This is a genomic window from Acidovorax sp. GW460-11-11-14-LB4 (assembly GCF_059423685.1).
The window spans coordinates 23,736-43,686 of record NZ_JBWKYJ010000017.1 but is presented as its reverse complement, the minus strand read 5'-3'; the positions used below and the strand labels follow the sequence as shown (position 1 = coordinate 43,686).

The window sequence follows — 19,951 nt, the reverse complement described above, 5'->3', positions numbered from 1 at the left end:
ATGGCCACGGCAGCCCCGTCCTCCTTCCTCAGCAGCGCGGCCCGGCGCATCCCGCCCATCCAGTGCCTGCTGACCTTCGAGGCGCTGGCCCGCCTGCGCAGCGTGACGCAGACGGCCGACGAGCTGTGCGTGACGCCCAGCGCCGTGAGCCACCGCGTCAAGCAGTTGGAGCAGATCCTGGGCGTGCGGCTGTTTGGCCGGGCCGATTTTTCGCTGACCACCGAGGGCAGCGCCTACCTGGCCCATGTGCGCGAGGGACTGGGTGCGCTGCAGCGGTTCCCCGGCCAGGCGGCCGCGCCAGGGCGCCGGCGGCTCAAGCTGGCCGTGACGCCCACGTTTGCGCGCACCATCCTCATCCCCCGCCTGCGCCAGTTCACCGAGGCCTATCCCGAGATCGACCTGGCGCTGCAGGTCTCCATCCCGCTGCTGGACGTGGTGGCCGAAGACGCCGACCTGATGGTGCGCTTTGGCCCTGGCCACTATGCCGACGTGGAGCATGTGGAGCTGGCGCGCGACGTGGTCACACCCCTGGCCTCGCCCGCATTCGTGCGCGAGCACGGGCCCTTTGACCGCCCCGAAGACCTGGAGGGCGTGCCCCTGCTGCGCAGCCCGCTGGAGCCCTGGCGCACCTGGTTTGCTGCCACGGGTCTCGACTGGGCTGAGCCCAGCGAGGGCTCGCAGTTCAACGACATCGGCCTGATGTGCGACGGCGCTGCTGCCGGCATGGGCGTGGCGCTGGTACGCCTGAAGCTGGGCGCGCCCTGGCTGGAGAACGGCACTCTGGTGCGCCTGTTTGACACCGACACCGCCAGCCCCCACGCGCACTACCTGTGCTGGCGCACGGGCACCATGGACCGGTGGGAATGCGCGGCGTTTGCCGAATGGCTGCGCAAAACCATGGCGTAGTAGAGGCATCCCCCTGAGTCGCCTTGGGCGACTTCCCCCTTCTCTCGGCTGCGCCGGGAAGGGGGACGCAGCCCTTGCTCGGCCGCCCTCGCCGAGCCGCGCCCGCCTCTATCAGGTTCAGGCAAATTTGCCTCCAGCGCTTGCTCAACAGGCACCAGCAGCTATCAATTGGTGAGCAATCCGGTGTTTTTCACAATCCCCTGAAGAAAAGCTCAAGCCCGGGCACCGAGCCATCCCCTACAGTGACAGCCATGAACACTGCCGCCGACCCCACCGTAGCCCTGTCCGAACGCGCCGCGCGCCAGGCCGAGGTTGTCCAGGCCCTGGGCCGCGTGCTGCCCGCCCACGCACTGCTCTGGCACAACGAGGACACCACGCCCTACGAATGCGACGGCCTCACCGCCTACCGCCAGCGCCCGCTGGTGGTGTGTCTGCCGGAAACCTACGACGAGGTGCAGGCCGTGCTGCAGGTGTGCCACCAGCTGCAGGTGCCGGTGGTGGCGCGCGGTGCGGGCACGGGTCTGTCGGGCGGCGCCATGCCGCACGCCCTGGGCGTGACGATGTCGCTGGCCAAGTTCAACCGCATTCTCGACATCAACCCCGAAAGCCGCACGGCCGTGGTGCAGTGTGGCGTGCGCAACCTGGCGATCAGCGAGGCGGCGGGCCCCTACAACCTCTACTACGCGCCCGACCCCAGCAGCCAGATCGCCTGCACCATCGGCGGCAACGTGGCCGAGAACTCGGGCGGCGTGCACTGTCTGAAGTACGGCCTGACGGTGCACAACGTGCTCAAGGTGAAGGGCTTCACGGTGGAAGGCGAGCCCGTCGAATTCGGCAGCGAGGCACTCGACGCCCCTGGCTACGACCTGCTGGCCGCCGTGATCGGCAGCGAGGGGATGCTGGCCGTGACCACCGAGGTCACCGTCAAGCTCATCCCCAAACCCCAGCTGGCGCGCTGCATCATGGCCAGCTTTGACGACGTGCGCAAAGCGGGCGACGCGGTGGCCGCGGTCATCGCGGCCGGCATCATCCCGGCCGGCCTGGAGATGATGGACAAACCCATGACCGCTGCCGTGGAGGACTTCGTGCATGCGGGCTACGACCTGACTGCGGAAGCCATCCTGCTGTGCGAGAGCGACGGCACACCCGAAGAGGTAGAGGAAGAAATCGGCCGCATGAGCGACGTGCTGCGCGCTGCAGGCGCCACCGCCATTTCGGTCAGCAACGACGAAGCCGAGCGCCTGCGCTTCTGGAGCGGCCGCAAGAACGCCTTCCCCGCCAGCGGCCGCATCAGCCCCGACTACATGTGCATGGACTCGACCATCCCGCGCAAGCGCCTGGCGGACATCCTGCTCGCCATCCAGGAGATGGAAAAGAAATACCAGCTGCGCTGTGCCAACGTGTTCCACGCGGGCGACGGCAACTTGCACCCGCTGATCCTGTTCGATGCGAACGATGCCGACCAACTGCACCGCTGCGAGCTGTTTGGCGCCGACATCCTGGAGACCAGCGTCGCCATGGGCGGCACGGTGACGGGCGAGCATGGCGTGGGCGTGGAGAAGCTCAACAGCATGTGCGTGCAGTTCTCCGCGGCAGAGAACGCACAGATGTTCGGGCTCAAGCACGCGTTTGATCCGGCAGGGTTGCTGAACCCCGGCAAGGTGATCCCCACGCTGAACCGGTGCGCGGAGTACGGGAAGATGCTGGTGCGTGGGGGGCAGATCAAGCACCCTGATCTGCCGCGTTTCTGATCGCCATGAAGGCGCTGCAAGGGCTGGCCTTTCTTCTGCTCATGCAGTCGGGGGGCGAGGCGCTTTCTCACTTTTTGAAGCTCCCGGCCCCAGGGCCGGTGGTCGGCATGGTGCTGCTCTTGCTGGCCTTGCGTTGGCAGCCCGTGCGGGATGCCGTAGCCCCGGCGGCGGGCTTCTTGCTCCAGCACCTGTCGCTACTGTTTGTGCCGGTGGGCGTGGGGGTCATGACCCACCTGGCGCTGCTGAACACCTATGGCCTGCAGCTGGTGGCGGTGATTGTGCTGTCCACCTGGGTCGGTATGGCCGTGACGGCGCTGGTGCTGCGTCTTTTGCAGCCTAAGGAGAACCATGGCGAACTTCGTTGAGCTGTGGGTGTACCTGGCATCGGCCCCACTGTTCGGGCTGACCGCAACGCTGGCGGTGTATGTGCTGGCGCAGGCGCTGTCGGTGCGCTCGGGGCACGCGCCCTGGGCCAACCCGGTGATGCTGTCAGTGGCCATTCTGGCCACGGTCATGCTGGCCACCGGCACGGCCTATCCCACGTACTTTGCGGGCGCGCAGTTCATCCACTTCTTGCTGGGCCCTGCGGTGGTGGCGCTGGGCTGGCCCCTGTGGCAGCGCCGCGCGGCCTTGCGCTCGCGTTGGGGCCGGCTGGTGCTGGCCTCGCTGGCGGGTGGCAGCGCGGCGGCCGCCAGCGCTGTAGGCCTGGGCTGGGCACTGGGCCTGCCGGGTGATGTGCTGATGTCGCTGGCCCCCAAATCCGTCACAGCCCCGGTCGCCATGGGTATCGCCGCACAGATCGGCGGCGTGCCCGCCCTGGCCGCCGTGTTCGCGGCGCTGACGGGCATGGTGGGGGCGCTGTCTGCGCGCTGGTTGTTTGGCTTGATGCGCCTGCCCACCGACGCGCAAGGCATGGCACTGCGGGGCTTTGCGCTGGGCACGGCGTCACATGGCATCGGCGCGGCGCATGCGCTGCAGGTGCATGCCGAAGCGGGGGCGTATGCAGGGTTGGCGCTGGGGCTGCAGGTGGTGCTGGCTGCGGTGCTGATGCCGCTGGTGTTCCGGTTGTTGTGAGGGGTGCGGCAGGGGCATCACCTCTTGTCCCACGCTGCGCCGCGCTCAGCGGCCCTCACCCGCCCCACAAAGCCCGCCCCATCTCGCCCACATGCGACACAGCAAACAGCACCAGTCCGATGAGCCCGCCCACCACGGTGCCATTGATGCGGATGTACTGCAGATCCTTCCCAATGTTCAGCTCAATCAGCTGTGTCATCTCCTCGGTATCCCACCGCCGCACCGTGTCCTCAATGTGCTGCGCAATGAACGCCGACACATCCGGCGCCAGCCCCTCCACCCACCGCTCCAGCCGCTCATTGAACGACTGTCGCAACGCCGCATCGCCCGCCAGCGACTCACCCAGCCACAACCCCAGCTTGCCCACCTGCCGCGCCAGCACCGAGTCGGCATCGGACAGGTCGCGCTGCAACGAACCACGCAGGTCCAGCCACAACGTCTGCACATAGCCGCCCACGGTGGCATCGGTCTGCAGCCAGGTACGGATTTCTTCGCCCTTGCGCGACCATTCCGGGTCGCTGCGCAGGCGCTCGATAAAGCGCTGCACCGCCACATCAAACTGCGCACGCAATGCGTGCTGCGGGTCGGCGGCCACATCGGCCATCAGGCTCTCCAGCGCGCGGGCCAGCAGGGCCGAGCCCTTGTCGCCCAGCCAGTCGCTGGGCAGCAACTTCTCGGTGCGCGGGTGGTCCTTCTTGAGCCAGGCCACGATGGACTGCGCGACCCAGGTACGGGTTTGCTCGTTCTGCAACAGTTCGATGAGCTTGGCCAGCACGTCGTCCAGCAGCGCCTGGTGACGGCCGTTGTGCGTGAGGGTGTCGAGCACCGCCGCCAGGGCACGCGACATATCCACCTGCCCGATCAAGGCACGCGCGGCCTTGTGGATGAAGCGCTCCACCTGCGCGTCCTGCACCGTCTCCAGCGCGGCCGATGCCAGGCGTGTGGCCTGGTGCCCCAGCAGCGCGGCGTTGCCTGGCGCCGTGAGCCACTGCGCCAGACGCTCGGCCGGGTCGTGCCGGCGGATCAGCGACACGAGCGAAGGCACGTCCAGGAACTTGTCGCGCACAAAGGTGGCCAGGTTGCGGCCGATGCGCGCCTGGTTGCGTGCAATGACCGCCGTGTGCGGAATCGGCAGGCCCAGCGGGCGCCGGAACAGCGCCACCACCGCAAACCAGTCCGCCAGCGCACCCACCATGGCGGCTTCAGCCATGGCTTTCACACCGTTGAGCAGCAGGCCGCGTTCGACCACGCTGGTGGCGATGAACACCGCCGTCACCAGCAGCAACAGTCCCAGCGCCTGCCGTTTGGCACGCCGCAGGGCGACGGTTGCGCTGTCAGTCTCTGGCTTCATCCGGGCCAGCCCGCCGACCTCGACCCCAATGCGTCAGGCAGCCGCCGCAATCTGGTCCAGCGCCTTCGACAAGTGGCCCACCGTGCGGTCCACGTTGTGCCACTTCTCCAGGCCAAACAGGCCGATGCGGAAGGTCTTGAAGTCCGGCCCTTCATCGCACTGCAGCGGCACGCCGGCAGCGGTCTGTAGCCCCACTTCCATGAACTTCTTGCCGTTCTGGATGCCGGGGTCGGTGGTGTAGCTCACCACCACGCCGGGCGCCTTGAAGCCGTCTGCCGCCACGCTGGGGAAGCCGCGCGATTCGAGCAGCGCGCGCACCTTGGCGCCCAATTCGATCTGCTCGTCACGCACCTTGGAAAATCCATATTCACGCGTCTCGGCCATCACCTCGCGCAGGCGCACCAGCGCATCCGTGGGCATAGTGGTGTGGTACGCGTGCTGGCCCTTTTCGTAGCCCTCGGCAATCTGCATCCACTTCTTGAGGTCGCACGAGAAGCTGCTGCTCGTGGTGCCCTCGATGGCTTGGCGGGCACGCTCGGACAGCATCACCATGGCGCAGCAAGGCGATCCGCTCCAGCCCTTTTGCGGCGCGCTGATGAGCACATCCACGCCCGTGGCCTGCATGTCCACCCACATCGCGCCCGACGCCACGCAGTCCAGCACAAACAGCGCGCCCACCTCATGCGCAGCCGCCGTCAGCGTGCGGATGTAGTCGTCCGAAAGGATGATGCCGCTGGCTGTTTCCACATGGGGCGCAAACACCACCTTGGGCTTTTCTGCGCGGATGGTGGCGGCGACTTCTTCTGCGGGGCATGGTGCCCAGGGCGCCTGCGGGCCACTGCCCTGCTGGCGCGCCTTGCACACCACGGAACCACCGCCCAAGCCCTTGTCGGCATCAAAGATCTGCGTCCAGCGGTAGCTGAACCAGCCGTTGCGCACGATGAGCACCTTTTCCTTGTTGGCAAACTGGCGCGCCACGGCCTCCATGCCGAAGGTACCGCTGCCGGGCACCAGCACGGCCGTGTGGGCGTGGTAGACCTCTTTGAGCGTGCCCAGGATGTCCTGCACCACGCCGGTGAAGCGCTTGGACATGTGGTTGAGCGCGCGGTCGGTGTAGACCACCGAAAATTCGAGCAAACCATCGGGGTCGATATCGGGCAAAAGGCCGGGCATAGAGGAGTCTCCGCGTGTGAAACTGAGGGAGGAAAAAGGGACGATCAGGTCAGCTTATCATGGCCCCGCGCCACCCCAAGGCCGCGCGCCATGCAGCAAAAACCCTTCCGATTCCTGCCCACCGCACTGCCCGGCATCGAAGCGATGCAGGCCGACTCCCGCCTCGTCTTCGGCAGGCACATGCACTTGCAGTTCGGCCTCGGCGTGATCGAGCGGGGTGCGCAGAAATCGGCCAGCGGCCGGGGGATTGTGGAATCGGGCCCAGGCGACACCATCACGGTCAACCCCGGCGAAGTCCACGATGGCATGCCGCTGGACGAGCGTGGACGCGCCTGGCGCATGCTCTACCTGGAGCCCGCCCTGGTGGCGCCATTGGCGGCAGAGGTGCATCCGGGCCCGCACGGCTCCGCCTTCGAATTCCATGCTCCGACGATGCGCGATGCGCGGCTGGCGGACCAGGTACTGGCGCTGTTCGACGCGGCCACCCACCGCCCCAACCACTCGGCCGCAGCGTTGCATGTGGAGGAATGCCTGTTGCGGGTGCTGAGCGGCCTGCTGCGGCCGAAGGGCCACCAACAATCCGCCGCGTCCATCGCCAGGGCTCGCACCATGATGGACGACGATCCCACCGCGGCCTGGAGCCTCGCGCAACTGGCCGATGCAGCAAGTTTGAGCCGCTACCAGCTCGTGCGCCAATTTGCCCAGGCCACGGGCCTCACGCCGCACGCCTACCTGCTGCAGCGCCGACTGCAGCTTGCGCGCCATCTGATGGGTGCGGGTACGCCCCTGGCTGATGTCGCCGCAGCCAGTGGCTTTGCCGACCAAAGCCACCTGACGCGCCTCTTCACGCGCAGCTTTGGCATCACACCGGGCGCCTACGTCCGCACACGCGGCTGACAGCCCGGACCCTGCAATTTCGTTCAAGACCGTTGTGCGGGGGTTGGCCGATGCTGCGGGCATCGCCAATTCACGCCGCCGCCGCGCGGCCTCTCGCCATGGGCATCGAATTTCTCATCACCTCTCTCATCGTGGTCGTCTCGCCGGGGCCAGGAACCCTGCTGACCGTGGCGGCCGGGCTCTCGGGCGGCGCGCGAGCCGCCGCCGTGACGGCGCTGGGCTGCACGCTCGGCATCGTGCCGCACCTGCTGGCGGCGATCACCGGGCTGGCCGCACTTCTCAACGCCAGCGCCACGGCATTCGATGTTCTGCGCTACGCGGGGGTCGCCTACCTGGTCTACATGGGCTGGGCCACGTGGCGCTCGCCCGCCACACTGGAGGTTCGCACTGACGCACCCGCACGCACAGCCGGTGGGCGTATCGCGGAAGCCATGCTGATCAACCTGCTCAACCCCAAGCTGTCGCTGTTCTTCCTCACCTTTCTGCCGCAGTTCATCGCACCGGGTGAAGCGCAGCCCGCGTGGCGCATGCTCCAGCTCTCGCTGGTCTTCATGGCCATGACCTTTGTGGTGTTCTTGGGCTATGGCGTCTTTGCCGCCCGGTTTCGTGACCAGGTGCTGCAGCGCCCCGGCACGCTGGTGTGGCTGCGCCGCGGCTTTGCGGCCGCGTTTGTCGGGCTCGGCGCAAAGCTCGCCCTGATGCACCGATAGGCACCACCGTGTCAGGTGCCGTGCTGCTTCACCAGGTATCGATGCAACGTGGACCCAGCGGCGCCACCTGCGCCGATGCCAACCCCCGCGCCAGCCAGGCCCGCGTGTCGGCCGGGTCGATCACCGCATCGATCTCCAGCGTGGCCGCCATGTGCATCGCCTCCCCATTGGCGTAGGACTTGGCCAGCAGCTTGGCAAACAGCGCATCGCGCTCGGCGCCTTCGGGCAGCGCCTCCAGCTCCTTGCGAAAGCCCAGGCGCACGGCGCCTTCAAGGCCCATGGCGCCGAACTCGCCCGTGGGCCAGGCCACGGTGAACACGGGCGCATGGAAGCCCCCGGCCGTCATGCCCATGGCGCCCAGGCCGTAACCCTTGCGCAGCACCACGCTGAAGGTGGGTACGCGCAGGCTGGCGGCGGTGACGAACAGGCGGCTCACGTGGCGCACCTGGGCCGTGGCTTCGACCTCGGGGCCGACCATGAAGCCGGGCGTGTCCACCAGGCTCACGATGGGCAGGCCATGCGCGTTGCACAGCTGCATGAAGCGCGCCCCCTTGTCGGCCGCATCGGCGTCGATGGCGCCACCCAGGTGTTGCGGGTTGTTGGCCAGCAGGCCCACGGGGCGGCCTTCGATGCGCGCGAGTGCGGTGTGGATGCCCGCGCCAAAGCCGGTGCGCAGCAGCAGCAGGCTGCCGTCGTCCACCAGGCCCGCCATCGCCGTGCGGGTGTCGTACACGCGCAGGCGGTTCTCGGGCACCACGGCGCGCAGCAGGCGCTGGTCGGGTGCAGACCACTGCGATGTGCGGCCCTGGAAGAACGACAGATAGTGGCGCGCGGCCTGCACCGCCCCGGCCTCGTCATCGACCAGCACGTCGATCACGCCGTTGGCATGCTGCACGCGGCTCGGGCCGATCTGCTCGGGCTTGAAGACGCCGAGCCCACCACCTTCGATCATGGCCGGGCCGCCCATGCCGATGTTGCTGGCGCGCGTGGCAATGATCACGTCGCTGCAGCCCAGCAGCGCCGCGTTGCCCGCAAAGCAGCGCCCGGCGGCGATGCCGATGACTGGCACCTGGCCCGACAGCGCCGCGTAGCTGGCGAAGGTGTGCACATGCAGCCCCGCCACCACGGGCATGTCGGTGTCGCCCGGGCGCCCGCCGCCGCCCTCGGCGAACAGCACCACCGGCAGCTTCTGCGCCAGCGCGATACCGAGCATGCGGTCGGTCTTGGCATGATTGCGTGCGCCCTGGGTGCCTGCGAGCACGGTGGCGTCGTACGACATGACCACGGCGCGGGATTTCTCGTCGCCAAACAGTGCACCATTGATGCCGCCAATGCCCGTGACCATGCCGTCGGCGGGCGTGTTGGCAATCAGGTCCTCCTTGCTGCGACGGCGCGTCTGCGCGGCGATGGCGAGAGCACCATATTCGATGAAGCTGCCTTCGTCGCACAGGTCGGCAATGTTCTCGCGCGCGGAGCGGCCGCCTTGGGCGTGGCGCTTGGCCATGGCCTCGGGGCGCGCGGCGTCGAGCGTGAAGGCGTGGCGGTCGATCACGCGTTGCAGGTCGGCGCGGATGTGGTCCGGGTCATGTACCGTACCGCCCTGCACTTCGACATCGGCCCCCTCATCCACCGCGTCCAGCACCAGCAGCGGCTGCCCCTGCGCGACGTAGCCACCGGCCACGGCCAGCAGCGCGCCCACGCGGCCTGCGTGCGGGGCCAGCAGCACATGCTCCATCTTCATGGCTTCAAGCACGGCCAGCTCGGCGCCGGCGGCGACCACGTCGCCCTCGGCCACGCTCATCTGCACCAGGCGGGCGGGCATGGGGGCCAGCACGGCTCCTTCCGGCGCTTCAGAGGCAATACGCAAGTCTTTTTGCCCTATAGCGCTAGTCGAATCTGCCTTAATAGCTATATATTTTGTAGCAATCAGAAGCTCTGGCAGCACCGACTCCAGCCACCGTGTGTGCACCTGCTGGCTCTCCATTTCGGGCCGTGTTGCCAGCGCCTGCAGCAGCGCGAGGTTGGTGGCCACACCGTCGATGCGGCACTCGGCCAGCGCGCGCTGCGAGCGGCGCAGCGCATCGGCAAAACGCGGGCTGCGCGTATGCACGATGAGCTTGGCCAACAGCGTGTCGTAGTGCGGCGACGGCGTAGCGCCCGCTGCGCCGTGCGTGTCCACGCGCACGCCTGGGCCTGCGGGCAGGTCAAAGCGGCTGAGCGTGCCGCTGCCGGGGGTGGCGTTGCCTTGCGCGTCCAGCGTTTCGGCGTTGATGCGCCACTGAATCGCAAAGCCCAACACGGGGGGCGGTGCGGCCGGGTCGAGACCGATGTCCCGCAGCCTGCGGCCCGCCGCCAGCGCGATCTGGGCCTGCACCAGGTCCACGCCGGTGACCTCTTCGGTGATGGTGTGCTCCACCTGCAGGCGTGGGTTGCATTCGATGAACACAAACGGCAAGTCGCTGGAGGCCAGGTCCACCAGAAACTCGAAAGTGCCCAGGCCCTCGTAGGCCACGGCACGCGCCATGTCCAGCGCAGCAGCGGTGATGCGCTCGCGCAGCGGCGCGGGCAACGAAGGGCTGGGCGCGATCTCCACCACCTTCTGAAAGCGCCGCTGCAGCGTACATTCGCGCTCGCCCAGGGCGATCACCTCGCGCCCATCGCCCAGCACCTGCACCTCGATGTGGCGGGCGTTGCCCATCAGGCGCTCCACGTACACGCCGTCCACACCAAAGGCGGCCTGCGCCTCGCTGCGGCAGCGCGCGTAGGCAGCGGGCAAGTCATCGGCCGACGCCACCGCGCGCATGCCCCGCCCGCCGCCGCCACCGATGGCCTTGATGACGATGCCAGCATGGGCGTGCTGCGCGAAGAAGGCCTGCGCCTCCTGCAGCGTCACCGCCGTCTGCGTGCCGGGCATGAGCGGCACGCCCTGCTGCTGCGCCAGCGCACGGGCCTGTGCCTTGTCACCGAACAGCGCCAGCTGTGCGGGCGTGGGGCCGATGAAGCGCAACCCGGCCTCGGCGCAGGCGCGGGCGAAGTCAGCGCGTTCGCTCAAGAAGCCATAGCCCGGGTGCACGGCATCGCAGCCCTGCGCCTTCGCAATGGAGATGAGGCGCGCGCCGTCCAGGTACGCAGCCGGGCCGGTGGCGCCCAGTGCCACGGCCGCACTGGCTGCGTGGACATGGGGGCTGGTGGCGTCATCGTCGGCATACACGGCCACGCTGGTGATGCCCAGGTCGTGCAGGGCGCGCACGGTGCGCAGTGCGATTTCGCCCCGATTGGCAACCAGCACTTTGGTGAACAGAACAGAAGATGGCATGGGGCAGTCGCTCTATTTTTTATAGCTGCCAGCGCATATTCAACTAGCGCCAGCAGCCAATTTTTCACTCATTCAAGCAATATCACGCAGCAGGCGGCGCAGCACTTTGCCAGCGCCCGTGGCGGGCAGTGCGTCGATGAAACGCACCTCGCGCGGGGCTTTGTAGGGCGCCATGTTCTCGCGGCACCAGGCCACCAGGCCGGCGGCGTCCACCTCCTGGCCGGACTTCTTGACGATGAAGGCGCGCACCACCTCACCCTTTTCCGCATCGGGCACGCCAATCACGGCGGCCTGGGCCACGGCGGGGTGTTTGATGAGCAGGGTCTCGACCTCTTCGGGGAACACGCTGTAGCCCGAGACCTTGATCATTTCCTTGAAGCGGCCGATGAAGGTGACATAGCCGTCCGCATCGATCTTGCCCATGTCGCCGGTGTAGACCCAGCCGTCACGCAGCGTCTTGGCCGTGGCCTCGGGCTTGTTCCAGTAGCCCTTGAAGTTGCCGGGGCCGTGTATGGTGATCTCGCCCACCTCGCCAACGGCCAGCGGCGCACCGGTGTCGGGGTCGACGATGCGCAGGGTGTTGCCCGGCACGGGCTTGCCCTGGGTGCCCCAGCGGATGGCGTCCACCGGCATGGCGGTGTCCACGGTGTGGGTCTCCGACAGGCCATAGGCCGCCTCGTGCGCAATGCAGTTCGGCGCGAACTGCTGCCACTGCTGGGCCAGCGCCTCGGTGAAGGTGATGCCGAAGCTCGTGACCGGGTTGCGGCGCAGCGCGCTCCAGTCCATCTCGCGTGCGCCGGGCACCTGCATGAGCGCGCCGTTCATGGGCGCGATGCTGTACCACCAGGTCACGCGGTGGCGCTCCAGCGCCTGGGCCACGCCCAGCGGGTCAAAACGGTACAGCAGCACGGCGGTGGCGCCGGTGTAGACCGGCAGGTTCACGCCCATCACCATGCCGGCGATGTGGTACAGCGGCGCCACGGCCAGCAGTGTTTCGTGGGGCGTCATGCCGTTGCAGTCGGCAGACGCGGCGGTCTTAAAGGTGGCGTTGCCGTAGCTCAGCATCGCGCCCTTGGGCAGGCCGGTGGTGCCCGAGGTGTAGGTCATCAGCGAGACGTCGTCCATCGCCAGCGCCACGGGCGCAGGCCGCGCGCCGGTGCGGGTGGCGGCCAGGAAGTCTTCGCAGCCCGCAGGCACCGGCGCCATGGCGGCGCGCATGGCCAGCAGCTCGGCAGGCACGTCGATGCTGGGCGAACCCTCGGGCAGCAGCTCGGCATAGCGCACCACAAACACCTGCTGCAGCGCGGTCTTGGCGCGCACCTTGTCCACCACGGGCAGCAGCACATCGGCCGCGACGATCACGCGCGCCTGCAGGTCGGTGAGCTGGTATTCCAGCTCGTGCTCCTTGTTCAGCGGGCCGCAGGGGCAGACGATGGCGCCGATCTTCTGGATGCCGTAGTGCGCCATCACGTACTGCGGGCAGTTGTTCATGAACAGTGCCACGGGCTCGCCCTTGGCCACACCCAGCGCCTGCAGGCGCGCGGCAAATGCATCACTGGCCGCATCAAGCTGCGCCCAGGTGAGGGGCTGGCCGTACCAGAGGTAGGCGATGCGGTCGGGCGTTTCGCGCGCGTGGCGGCGCAGGTGTTCGTGCAGCGGCAGCTGCGGTGCGGCAGAAGGCATGGCGTTGTCTCCGAGGTGTCTGGAATCGCTGGTTCTTGGCGGCCACTCAGGGTTTTCTCTGGGTGGCCGCACCCGCCAGCGTCTTGCCAATATATACCGCTCGGTAGAACAATGCTACCCATGGGTATAAATCAAACGTCGCGCAAAGGACACCGATGAACCAGCAGCCCCCCGTGCAGGCCAGCGGCCGCCAGAAGGCCGCCACGGCCGGGTCAGACGAGAAGCGCGAACGCATCCTGCGCGCAGCCGAGGCGCTGTTCGATGCGCAGGGCTACGCCAACACCACCATCGAGCAGATCGTGCAGCAGCTGGGCGTGACCAAGCCCTTTGTGTACTACTACTTTCGCAACAAGCAGGAGATCTTCGAGACCCTGTCGTGGGCGCCTGCCGTGGCGTGTTTTACCGCCATGGACTTTGCGGCGGACGATGACCGGCCTGCGCATGTGAAGGTGACGGAGGGCATCGAGCGGTTGATACGCGCTACGCTGGAGCACCACCCCTCGGCCTTCTTCCCGTACCGCGAGCCGCAGGTGTACCGGCCCGAGTACCTGGCGGCGCAGAAGGATTTGGCGAACCATTTCTATGACCGGCTGTGCGCGCTGCTCGAACAGGGCCGCGACGACGGCATGTTCGAGTTCAACGACACCAAGATCACCGCCCTGGCCGCCTGCAGCCTGCCCGGCTTTCTCTACAACTGGTACCGCCCTGACGGCCGCCTGTCGCAAGACGAGGTGGCGCAGGAGCTGGCGCAACTGGCCTGGCGTGTGCTCGGTCTGCGGCGCACCCGCAAGCGCAACCCGGCATGACGCGCACCGCAGCCCCCTACACCCAGCACAACAACCACCGGAGACAAAGCCCATGAAAACCGTGTTTCTCACCCCCCTGGCCGCTGCGGCGGCGTTGCTGATCGGCACGGCCGCCAGCGCGCAGGAAACCTTCAAGGTCGCCTACATCGACCCACTGTCCGGCCCGTTTGCCAATGTGGGCGAGCTGATGCTCACGCATACGCAGTACGCCATCGAGGACATCAATGCCAAGGGCGGCGTGCTCAAAGGCACCAAGCTGCAGTTGCTGCAGTTTGACAGCAAGCTCTCGGCGCAAGAGAGCCAGAGCGCGCTGCAGGCCGCCATCGACCAGGGCGCCAAGGCCATCGTGACGGGCGGCTCGGGCTCCTCCGTGGTCACGGCGCTGGTGCAGGCGGCAGCGCGCCACAACCAGCGCAACCCGGGCAAGGAGATCCTGGTGCTGAACCACTCCTCTATCGACCCCGAGCTGACGGGCAAGGCCTGCAACTTCTGGCACTTCCAGTTCGAGGCCAACACGGCCATGAAAATGAAGGCCATCGCCAACTACATCAAGAAGCAGCCGGACATCAAGAAGGTGTACCTGCTGAACCAGGACTACGCGCACGGCAAGCAGTGGGCGCACTATGGCCGCGAGATGGTGGGCCTGGCGCGGCCCGACATCCAGTTTGTGGGCGAGGCGCTGCACCCCATCGGGCGTGTGAAGGACTTTGCGCCCTATCTCGCCAAGGTCAAGAGCAGCGAGGCCGATTCGGTCATCACCGGCAACTGGGGGCAGGACATGACGCTGCTGCTCAAGGCGGCGGGCGATGCGGGCTACAACCTGCGGTATTTCAATCACAGCGCGGGCTCCATCCCGGGCACGGTGCTGGCCGTGTCGCAGGCCAAGCAAGGCCAGCTGACCTGGGTGGCTGAATGGCACCCCGGCCAGGCCGACACGCCCAAGGTGGACACGCTAGCCAAGACCTACAAGGCAAAGACGGGCAAGGACTTCCTCGCGCCGCGCATCGAGATGACGCCCCGCTTCCTCGCCGCCGCCATCAACAAAGCCCAGTCCACCGACCCGGTGAAGGTGGCGCGCGCGCTGGAAGATCTGACGATTGATTCGGTAGTGGGCCCCGTGCGCATGCGCGGCGAAGACCACCAGCTGTTGCTGCCGCAGGTGGTCAACACCATCGCGCCGGTGGACGGCAAGGCTGTGAAGGTGGGATGGGAAGGCACGAACTATGGCTTTCGCACCGATGCCGCCTACACCGGCAATGAAATAGCCCAAGGCACCGAGTGCAAGATGACGCGGCCTTGATGCCACGGCGCCGAAGGGCGCCGAAATCCCCACAGCGGCAACCGCCACAGGCCGCCGCTACCATGGCCGGTCATTGCATTCATTGACCCGACCCACAAGGACCGCGCCCATGCCCGACTTTCGCAGCGACACCGTCACCCAGCCCACGCCCGCTATGCGCGAGGCCATGTTCAAGGCCCCGCTGGGCGACGATGTGTTTGCCGACGACCCTTCAGTGAACGCACTGCAGGAACATGCCGCCGAGCTGCTGGGTTTTGAGGCCGCGCTGTTCGCCCCCTCTGGCACGCAGACCAACCTGATCGCGCTGTGGGGCCACTGCCAGCGCGGCGACGAAGCCATCGTGGGCCAGAGCTGGCACACCTACCGCTGGGAGGCGGGTGGCATGGCCGTGCTGGGCTCCATCCAGCCCCAGCCGGTGGAGACGCAGCCCGACGGCACGCTGCGCGTGACCGACATCGCCGCCGCCATCAAGCCCGACGACCCGCACTTTGCCCGCACCCGCCTGGTGGTGCTGGAGAACACCACCGGTGGCCAGGTGCTGCCGCCCGCCTACATCGCCGAGGTGGGGCAACTGGCGCGCAGCCGGGGGCTGGCGATGCACCTGGACGGCGCACGCATGTTCAACGCTGCCACGGCCAATGCCGCGCGCAACGGTACCGATGTGTATGCGGAAGCGCGCGCGCTGTGCAGCCACTTTGATTCCGCATCGCTGTGCCTGAGCAAGGGCCTGGGCGCGCCCGTGGGCTCGCTGGTGCTGGGCTCGCGCGACTTCATCCGACAAGCGCGCCGCACCCGCAAGATCCTGGGCGGTGGCATGCGGCAGGCGGGTGTCCTGGCGGCTGCCGGCCACTATGCGCTGCAGCACCATGTGCGGCGCCTGGCGGAAGACCACGCCCGCCTGGACCGGCTGGCCCAAGGGCTGTCCGAAGCCAACCGCAGCCACCCCGTGCTGCAGGGCAAGCTCACCGTGCTGCCGTGGCAAACCAACATCCTCTTCACCGACCTGCACGCAGAGGTGGCCCCAGCCTTCACCGCCTGGCTGGCGCAGCACGGCGTGCGCGTCACCAGCAGCCTGTATGGCGGCGCCACCCGGCTGCGCTGGGTGACGCACCTGGATGTGAGCGAGGAGGATGTGACGGCAGCGCTGGATTGCGTGGCGCGCTTCACGCTGCCGGGCTGAGCCCGCTCAGGCGGCGGGGTAGGTCCGTCCACCAAACACGCCGGTGCCCACGCGCACCAGCGTGCTGCCCGCCTGGATGGCGGCCTCCAGATCGGCCGTCATGCCCAAGGACAGGGTGTCGAACTTCCCCAGGCCCGGTCCGCCCAAGGCAGATATTTGGTCAAAAAGCCTCTTGGCGCTGGTGTGGATTGCCAGTTGCGCTTCAAATTCAGGAGCATGGTCCGGAATGCTCATGAGCCCCCGCACCACCAGCCGTGGCAGTTTTGCGACAGCCCGCACCAACTCCAGCGTTTCAGCAGGAGCCACACCTGACTTGGTGGGGCCTCCATCGATATTGACCTGGATACATATCTGCAGCGGCGGCAGGTGATCGGGCCGCTGGGCCGACAGGCGCTCGGCGATCTTGAGCCGGTCCACCGTATGCACCCAGCCAAAGTGCTCGGCCACCAGGCGGGTCTTGTTGCTCTGAATGGGGCCTATGCAGTGCCACTGCAGCGCCACATCGGGCAAGGCGGCGCGCACAGCCGCAATCTTGTCCACGCCTTCCTGGATGTAGTTTTCGCCGAAGTCGCGCTGGCCGGCGGCCACGGCCTCCAGCACCGCATCGGCGCCAAAGGTCTTGGAAACGGCCAGCAAGGAAACGCTGGCCGGATCGCGCCCGGCGGCTTTGCACGCCTGCGCCATCCTGCCCAGAACCTGTTGGAGGTTGTTAGCAATCGTGGTCATAATGTTTGGCAAGCGTACCAAACGATAGAGGGATTCCGTGGACATTACCCAACTGCTCGCGTTCAGCGTCAAGAACAAGGCCTCCGACCTGCACCTCTCCGCAGGCCTGCCGCCCATGATCCGGGTCCACGGCGATGTGCGGCGCATCAACGTCGATGCGCTGGACCACAAGACGGTGCATGCCATGGTGTACGACATCATGAGCGACGCGCAGCGCAAGACGTATGAAGAGTTCCTGGAGGTGGACTTTTCCTTCGAGATCGAAGGCCTGGCCCGCTTCCGCGTCAACGCCTTCAACCAGAACCGGGGCGCGGCCGCTGTGTTCCGGACGATTCCGAGCAAGATCCTGACGCTGGAACAGCTCAACGCCCCCAAGATCTTCGGCGACCTGGCCTTGAAGCCACGGGGCCTGGTGCTGGTGACCGGCCCCACGGGCTCGGGCAAGTCCACCACGCTGGCCGCCATGGTCAACTACCTCAACGAATCCGAATACGGCCACATCCTCACGGTGGAAGACCCGATCGAATTCGTGCACGAGTCCAAGAAGTGCCTGATCAACCAGCGTGAAGTCGGCCCGATGACGCTGTCCTTCGCGGCGGCCCTGAAGTCCGCACTGCGCGAAGACCCGGACGCCATTCTGGTGGGCGAAATGCGCGACCTGGAAACCATCCGCCTGGCCATGACGGCTGCTGAGACGGGCCACTTGGTGTTCGGTACGCTGCACACCTCGAGCGCTGCCAAGACCATCGACCGGATCATCGACGTGTTCCCCGCCGAAGAAAAGGAAATGGTCCGTGCGATGTTGTCCGAATCGCTGCAGGCCGTGATCTCGCAAACGCTGTGCAAGACCAAGGACGGCTCCGGCCGCGTGGCTGCGCACGAGATCATGCTGGGCACCAGCGCCATCCGCAACCTGATCCGCGAGGCCAAGGTGGCGCAGATGTACTCCACCATCCAGACCAGCAACAGCGTGGGCATGCAGACACTGGACCAGAACCTGACCGACCTCGTGCGCCGCAACATCATCAGTCCGGCCGAAGCACGCAGCAAGGCCAAGATCCCCGAGAACTTCCCCGGCTGAGCCCCCGACAGCACACCCCCATGAACGACTTTGCGGCCCCTGCAGGCGCCGCATACCGGAGCGCGATATGAAAGGCATTTTGAGCCTTCTGAAAATGAAAGCCCGCAGCGGCAAGCCATCGGACGACCACACGGATTCCGTGCTGTTTTCCACCGCGTTTGCGGGCCAGGGTGTGGACGACTCCATGCTGGTGCCCTGGGAGGCACGCGCCGTGGAAGTGGGCGCCAAGCGCCTGCCTACCAGCCGGGGCGGCAAACTGCTGCAAGGCCTGTGGGCCAAGGACAAGTACATGGCGCACCTGGACAAGGACGCCGTGGAGCGCATGGAGCGCTTTTTTGAATTTGCGGCCGTCCCGTCCAATCGCGACGTGATTCGCCAGGATGAGTACGGCAACTTCATGGTGGTGCTGCTCACAGGCACCATCGCCGTGGACCGCGTGCAGCCTTGGGGCGAACAATTGCGCCTGGCCGAGACACGCCCTGGGGACATCCTGGGCGAGATGTCGCTGCTGGACAGCGGCATCCGCTTTTCGGCCTGCACCACACTGACCGACTGCGAGATCGCCGTGCTCTCCGCCGAGGCCATGGACGACATGATGACCAAGGATCCGCAACTGGCCGCCAGCCTGATTGCCCTGCTGGCGCGCAAGCTGTCGCTGCGCCTGCGCGTGGTGAGCGCACGCCTGAGCGACAACCAGAAATGATGCACCTATCCACGACACAAGATCGTCCGGCAGACGACCACCCCCGGGAGAACTTCTGATGGAACGCGATCAGGCCAGTAAATTCATCAATGACCTGCTCAAGCTGATGGTGAGCCGCAACGGCAGCGACTTGTTCATCACGGCAGAGTTTCCACCCGCCATCAAGGTCGATGGCAAGGTGACCAAGGTGTCGCCGCAACCCCTCACGTCCAACCACACGCTCACGCTGGCGCGCGCCATCATGAGCGACAAGCAGGTGGCAGACTTCGAGCGCACCAAGGAGTGCAACTTCGCCATCTCGCCCGCTGGCATCGGGCGCTTCCGCGTCAACGCTTTCATCCAGCAGGGCAAGGTCGGCATGGTGCTGCGGACCATTCCGCTCACGCTGCCCACCATCGACGGCCTGGGTGTGCCGCAGGTGCTCAAGGAAGTGACGATGACCAAACGCGGCCTGTGCATCCTGGTGGGTGCCACGGGCTCGGGCAAGTCCACCACGCTGGCCGCCATGGTGGACTGGCGCAACGAGAACTCGTTCGGCCACATCATCACGGTGGAAGACCCCATCGAATTTGTGCACCCGCACAAGAACTGCGTGGTGACGCAGCGTGAAGTGGGCCTGGATACCGACAGCTGGGAAGCAGCGCTGAAGAACACGCTGCGCCAGGCGCCCGATGTGATCCTGATGGGCGAAATCCGCGACCGCGAGACCATGGAGCATGCGGTGGCGTTTGCCGAAACCGGGCACTTGTGCCTGGCCACGCTGCACGCCAACAGCGCCAACCAGGCGCTGGACCGGATCATCAACTTCTTCCCTGAAGAGCGCCGCGCACAGTTGTTGATGGACCTGTCGCTCAACCTGCGCGCCATGGTGTCGCAGCGCCTGATCCCCAAGCAGGATGGCAAGGGCCGCGCCGCAGCGGTGGAGGTGATGCTCAACACCCCGCTGATCTCCGACCTGATCTTCAAGGGCGAGGTCTCCGAGATCAAGGAGATCATGAAGAAGAGCCGCAACCTGGGCATGCAGACCTTCGACCAAGCGCTGTTCGATGCCTACGAGGCCAATGTCATCAGCTACGAAGACGCACTGCGCAATGCCGACTCGCTCAACGACTTGCGCCTGCAGATCAAGCTCAACAGCCAGCGCGCCAAGTCACCCGACCTGGCACAGGGCACCGAGCATTTCGCGATCGTTTGACCCCAGAGCCAGGTCCACACACCTTCGCGCAGCTTCACCCGCCCTCCTGGGCGGGTTTTCGTTTTCACACATACTTTTGCAACATCTTGCCGCCACACC

At 66.7% G+C, this 19,951-nt stretch carries 17 protein-coding genes; 12 read left to right on the top strand and 5 right to left on the bottom strand.

Annotated features, from left to right (window positions below):
• From AC07X4_RS09120 to AC07X4_RS09105, 4 genes are all read left to right on the top strand, one after another.
• Positions 1-906 (top strand): LysR substrate-binding domain-containing protein, encoded by a 906-nt coding sequence (locus AC07X4_RS09120; RefSeq protein ID WP_056059867.1) that lies wholly within the window; start codon positions 1-3, stop codon positions 904-906.
• A 251-nt stretch (positions 907-1,157) separates the two neighbouring features.
• The gene (locus AC07X4_RS09115) at positions 1,158-2,657 is read left to right on the top strand and encodes an FAD-linked oxidase C-terminal domain-containing protein (RefSeq protein ID WP_494739891.1); all 1,500 of its coding nucleotides are present in this window, start codon (positions 1,158-1,160) and stop codon (positions 2,655-2,657) included.
• A gap of 5 nt (positions 2,658-2,662) precedes the next feature.
• The gene (locus AC07X4_RS09110) at positions 2,663-3,022 is read left to right on the top strand and encodes a CidA/LrgA family protein (protein ID WP_494739890.1); all 360 of its coding nucleotides are present in this window, start codon (positions 2,663-2,665) and stop codon (positions 3,020-3,022) included.
• Entirely contained in the window at positions 3,006-3,731 is a 726-nt protein-coding gene (locus tag AC07X4_RS09105; RefSeq protein WP_056059876.1) for an LrgB family protein, read from the top strand. The genes AC07X4_RS09110 and AC07X4_RS09105 overlap by 17 nt, the downstream gene beginning before the upstream one ends.
• Positions 3,732-3,786: 55 nt before the next feature.
• On the opposite strand, the gene AC07X4_RS09100 is transcribed toward AC07X4_RS09105, so the two are convergent.
• Positions 3,787-5,082, bottom strand: coding sequence for a DUF445 domain-containing protein (locus tag AC07X4_RS09100; RefSeq protein ID WP_494739889.1), 1,296 nt, complete (start codon positions 5,080-5,082; stop codon positions 3,787-3,789).
• Between the two features lie 33 nt (positions 5,083-5,115).
• Positions 5,116-6,255: an aminotransferase class V-fold PLP-dependent enzyme gene (locus tag AC07X4_RS09095; protein ID WP_494739888.1), complete on the bottom strand. Its 1,140-nt coding sequence runs from the start codon at positions 6,253-6,255 to the stop codon at positions 5,116-5,118.
• Between the two features lie 90 nt (positions 6,256-6,345).
• On the opposite strand from AC07X4_RS09095, the gene AC07X4_RS09090 reads away from it, so the two are divergent.
• Both AC07X4_RS09090 and AC07X4_RS09085 read left to right on the top strand, forming a co-directional pair.
• Positions 6,346-7,152, top strand: a complete 807-nt coding sequence (locus AC07X4_RS09090) for an AraC family transcriptional regulator (protein WP_260666025.1) — start codon at positions 6,346-6,348, stop codon at positions 7,150-7,152.
• 98 nt (positions 7,153-7,250) lie between these two features.
• The gene (locus AC07X4_RS09085) at positions 7,251-7,862 is read left to right on the top strand and encodes a LysE family translocator (RefSeq protein WP_494739887.1); all 612 of its coding nucleotides are present in this window, start codon (positions 7,251-7,253) and stop codon (positions 7,860-7,862) included.
• 28 nt (positions 7,863-7,890) lie between these two features.
• On the opposite strand, the gene AC07X4_RS09080 is transcribed toward AC07X4_RS09085, so the two are convergent.
• Positions 7,891-11,163, bottom strand: a complete 3,273-nt coding sequence (locus AC07X4_RS09080; RefSeq protein WP_494739903.1) for an acetyl-CoA carboxylase family protein — start codon at positions 11,161-11,163, stop codon at positions 7,891-7,893.
• Between the two features lie 87 nt (positions 11,164-11,250).
• Positions 11,251-12,861, bottom strand: a complete 1,611-nt coding sequence (locus AC07X4_RS09075; protein WP_494739886.1) for an AMP-binding protein — start codon at positions 12,859-12,861, stop codon at positions 11,251-11,253.
• A 155-nt stretch (positions 12,862-13,016) separates the two neighbouring features.
• Between AC07X4_RS09075 and AC07X4_RS09070 the strand changes: the two genes are divergently transcribed.
• The 3 genes from AC07X4_RS09070 (at position 13,017) to ltaE (ending at position 16,147) form a co-directional block, all read left to right on the top strand.
• Positions 13,017-13,667 (top strand): TetR/AcrR family transcriptional regulator, encoded by a 651-nt coding sequence (locus AC07X4_RS09070; RefSeq protein ID WP_063459232.1) that lies wholly within the window; start codon positions 13,017-13,019, stop codon positions 13,665-13,667.
• Between the two features lie 52 nt (positions 13,668-13,719).
• Positions 13,720-14,967 carry a branched-chain amino acid ABC transporter substrate-binding protein gene (locus AC07X4_RS09065; protein WP_494739885.1) on the top strand — a complete coding sequence of 416 codons (1,248 nt, stop codon included), beginning with the start codon at positions 13,720-13,722 and terminating at the stop codon, positions 14,965-14,967.
• Between the two features lie 109 nt (positions 14,968-15,076).
• Positions 15,077-16,147: a low-specificity L-threonine aldolase gene (ltaE, locus tag AC07X4_RS09060; RefSeq protein ID WP_494739884.1), complete on the top strand. Its 1,071-nt coding sequence runs from the start codon at positions 15,077-15,079 to the stop codon at positions 16,145-16,147.
• Between the two features lie 6 nt (positions 16,148-16,153).
• Here ltaE and AC07X4_RS09055 read toward each other — a convergent pair whose 3' ends face one another.
• Positions 16,154-16,873 carry a YggS family pyridoxal phosphate-dependent enzyme gene (locus tag AC07X4_RS09055; RefSeq protein WP_218299053.1) on the bottom strand — a complete coding sequence of 240 codons (720 nt, stop codon included), beginning with the start codon at positions 16,871-16,873 and terminating at the stop codon, positions 16,154-16,156.
• A gap of 37 nt (positions 16,874-16,910) precedes the next feature.
• Here AC07X4_RS09055 and AC07X4_RS09050 point away from each other — a divergent pair, with 37 nt between their 5' ends.
• From AC07X4_RS09050 to AC07X4_RS09040, 3 genes are all read left to right on the top strand, one after another.
• Positions 16,911-17,954: a type IV pilus twitching motility protein PilT gene (locus tag AC07X4_RS09050; RefSeq protein WP_015012257.1), complete on the top strand. Its 1,044-nt coding sequence runs from the start codon at positions 16,911-16,913 to the stop codon at positions 17,952-17,954.
• Positions 17,955-18,021: 67 nt separating this feature from the next.
• Positions 18,022-18,657, top strand: a complete 636-nt coding sequence (locus AC07X4_RS09045; protein WP_015012256.1) for a Crp/Fnr family transcriptional regulator — start codon at positions 18,022-18,024, stop codon at positions 18,655-18,657.
• 58 nt (positions 18,658-18,715) lie between these two features.
• Entirely contained in the window at positions 18,716-19,852 is a 1,137-nt protein-coding gene (locus AC07X4_RS09040; protein ID WP_056059906.1) for a PilT/PilU family type 4a pilus ATPase, read from the top strand.
• The last annotated feature ends 99 nt before the right edge of the window (positions 19,853-19,951 follow it).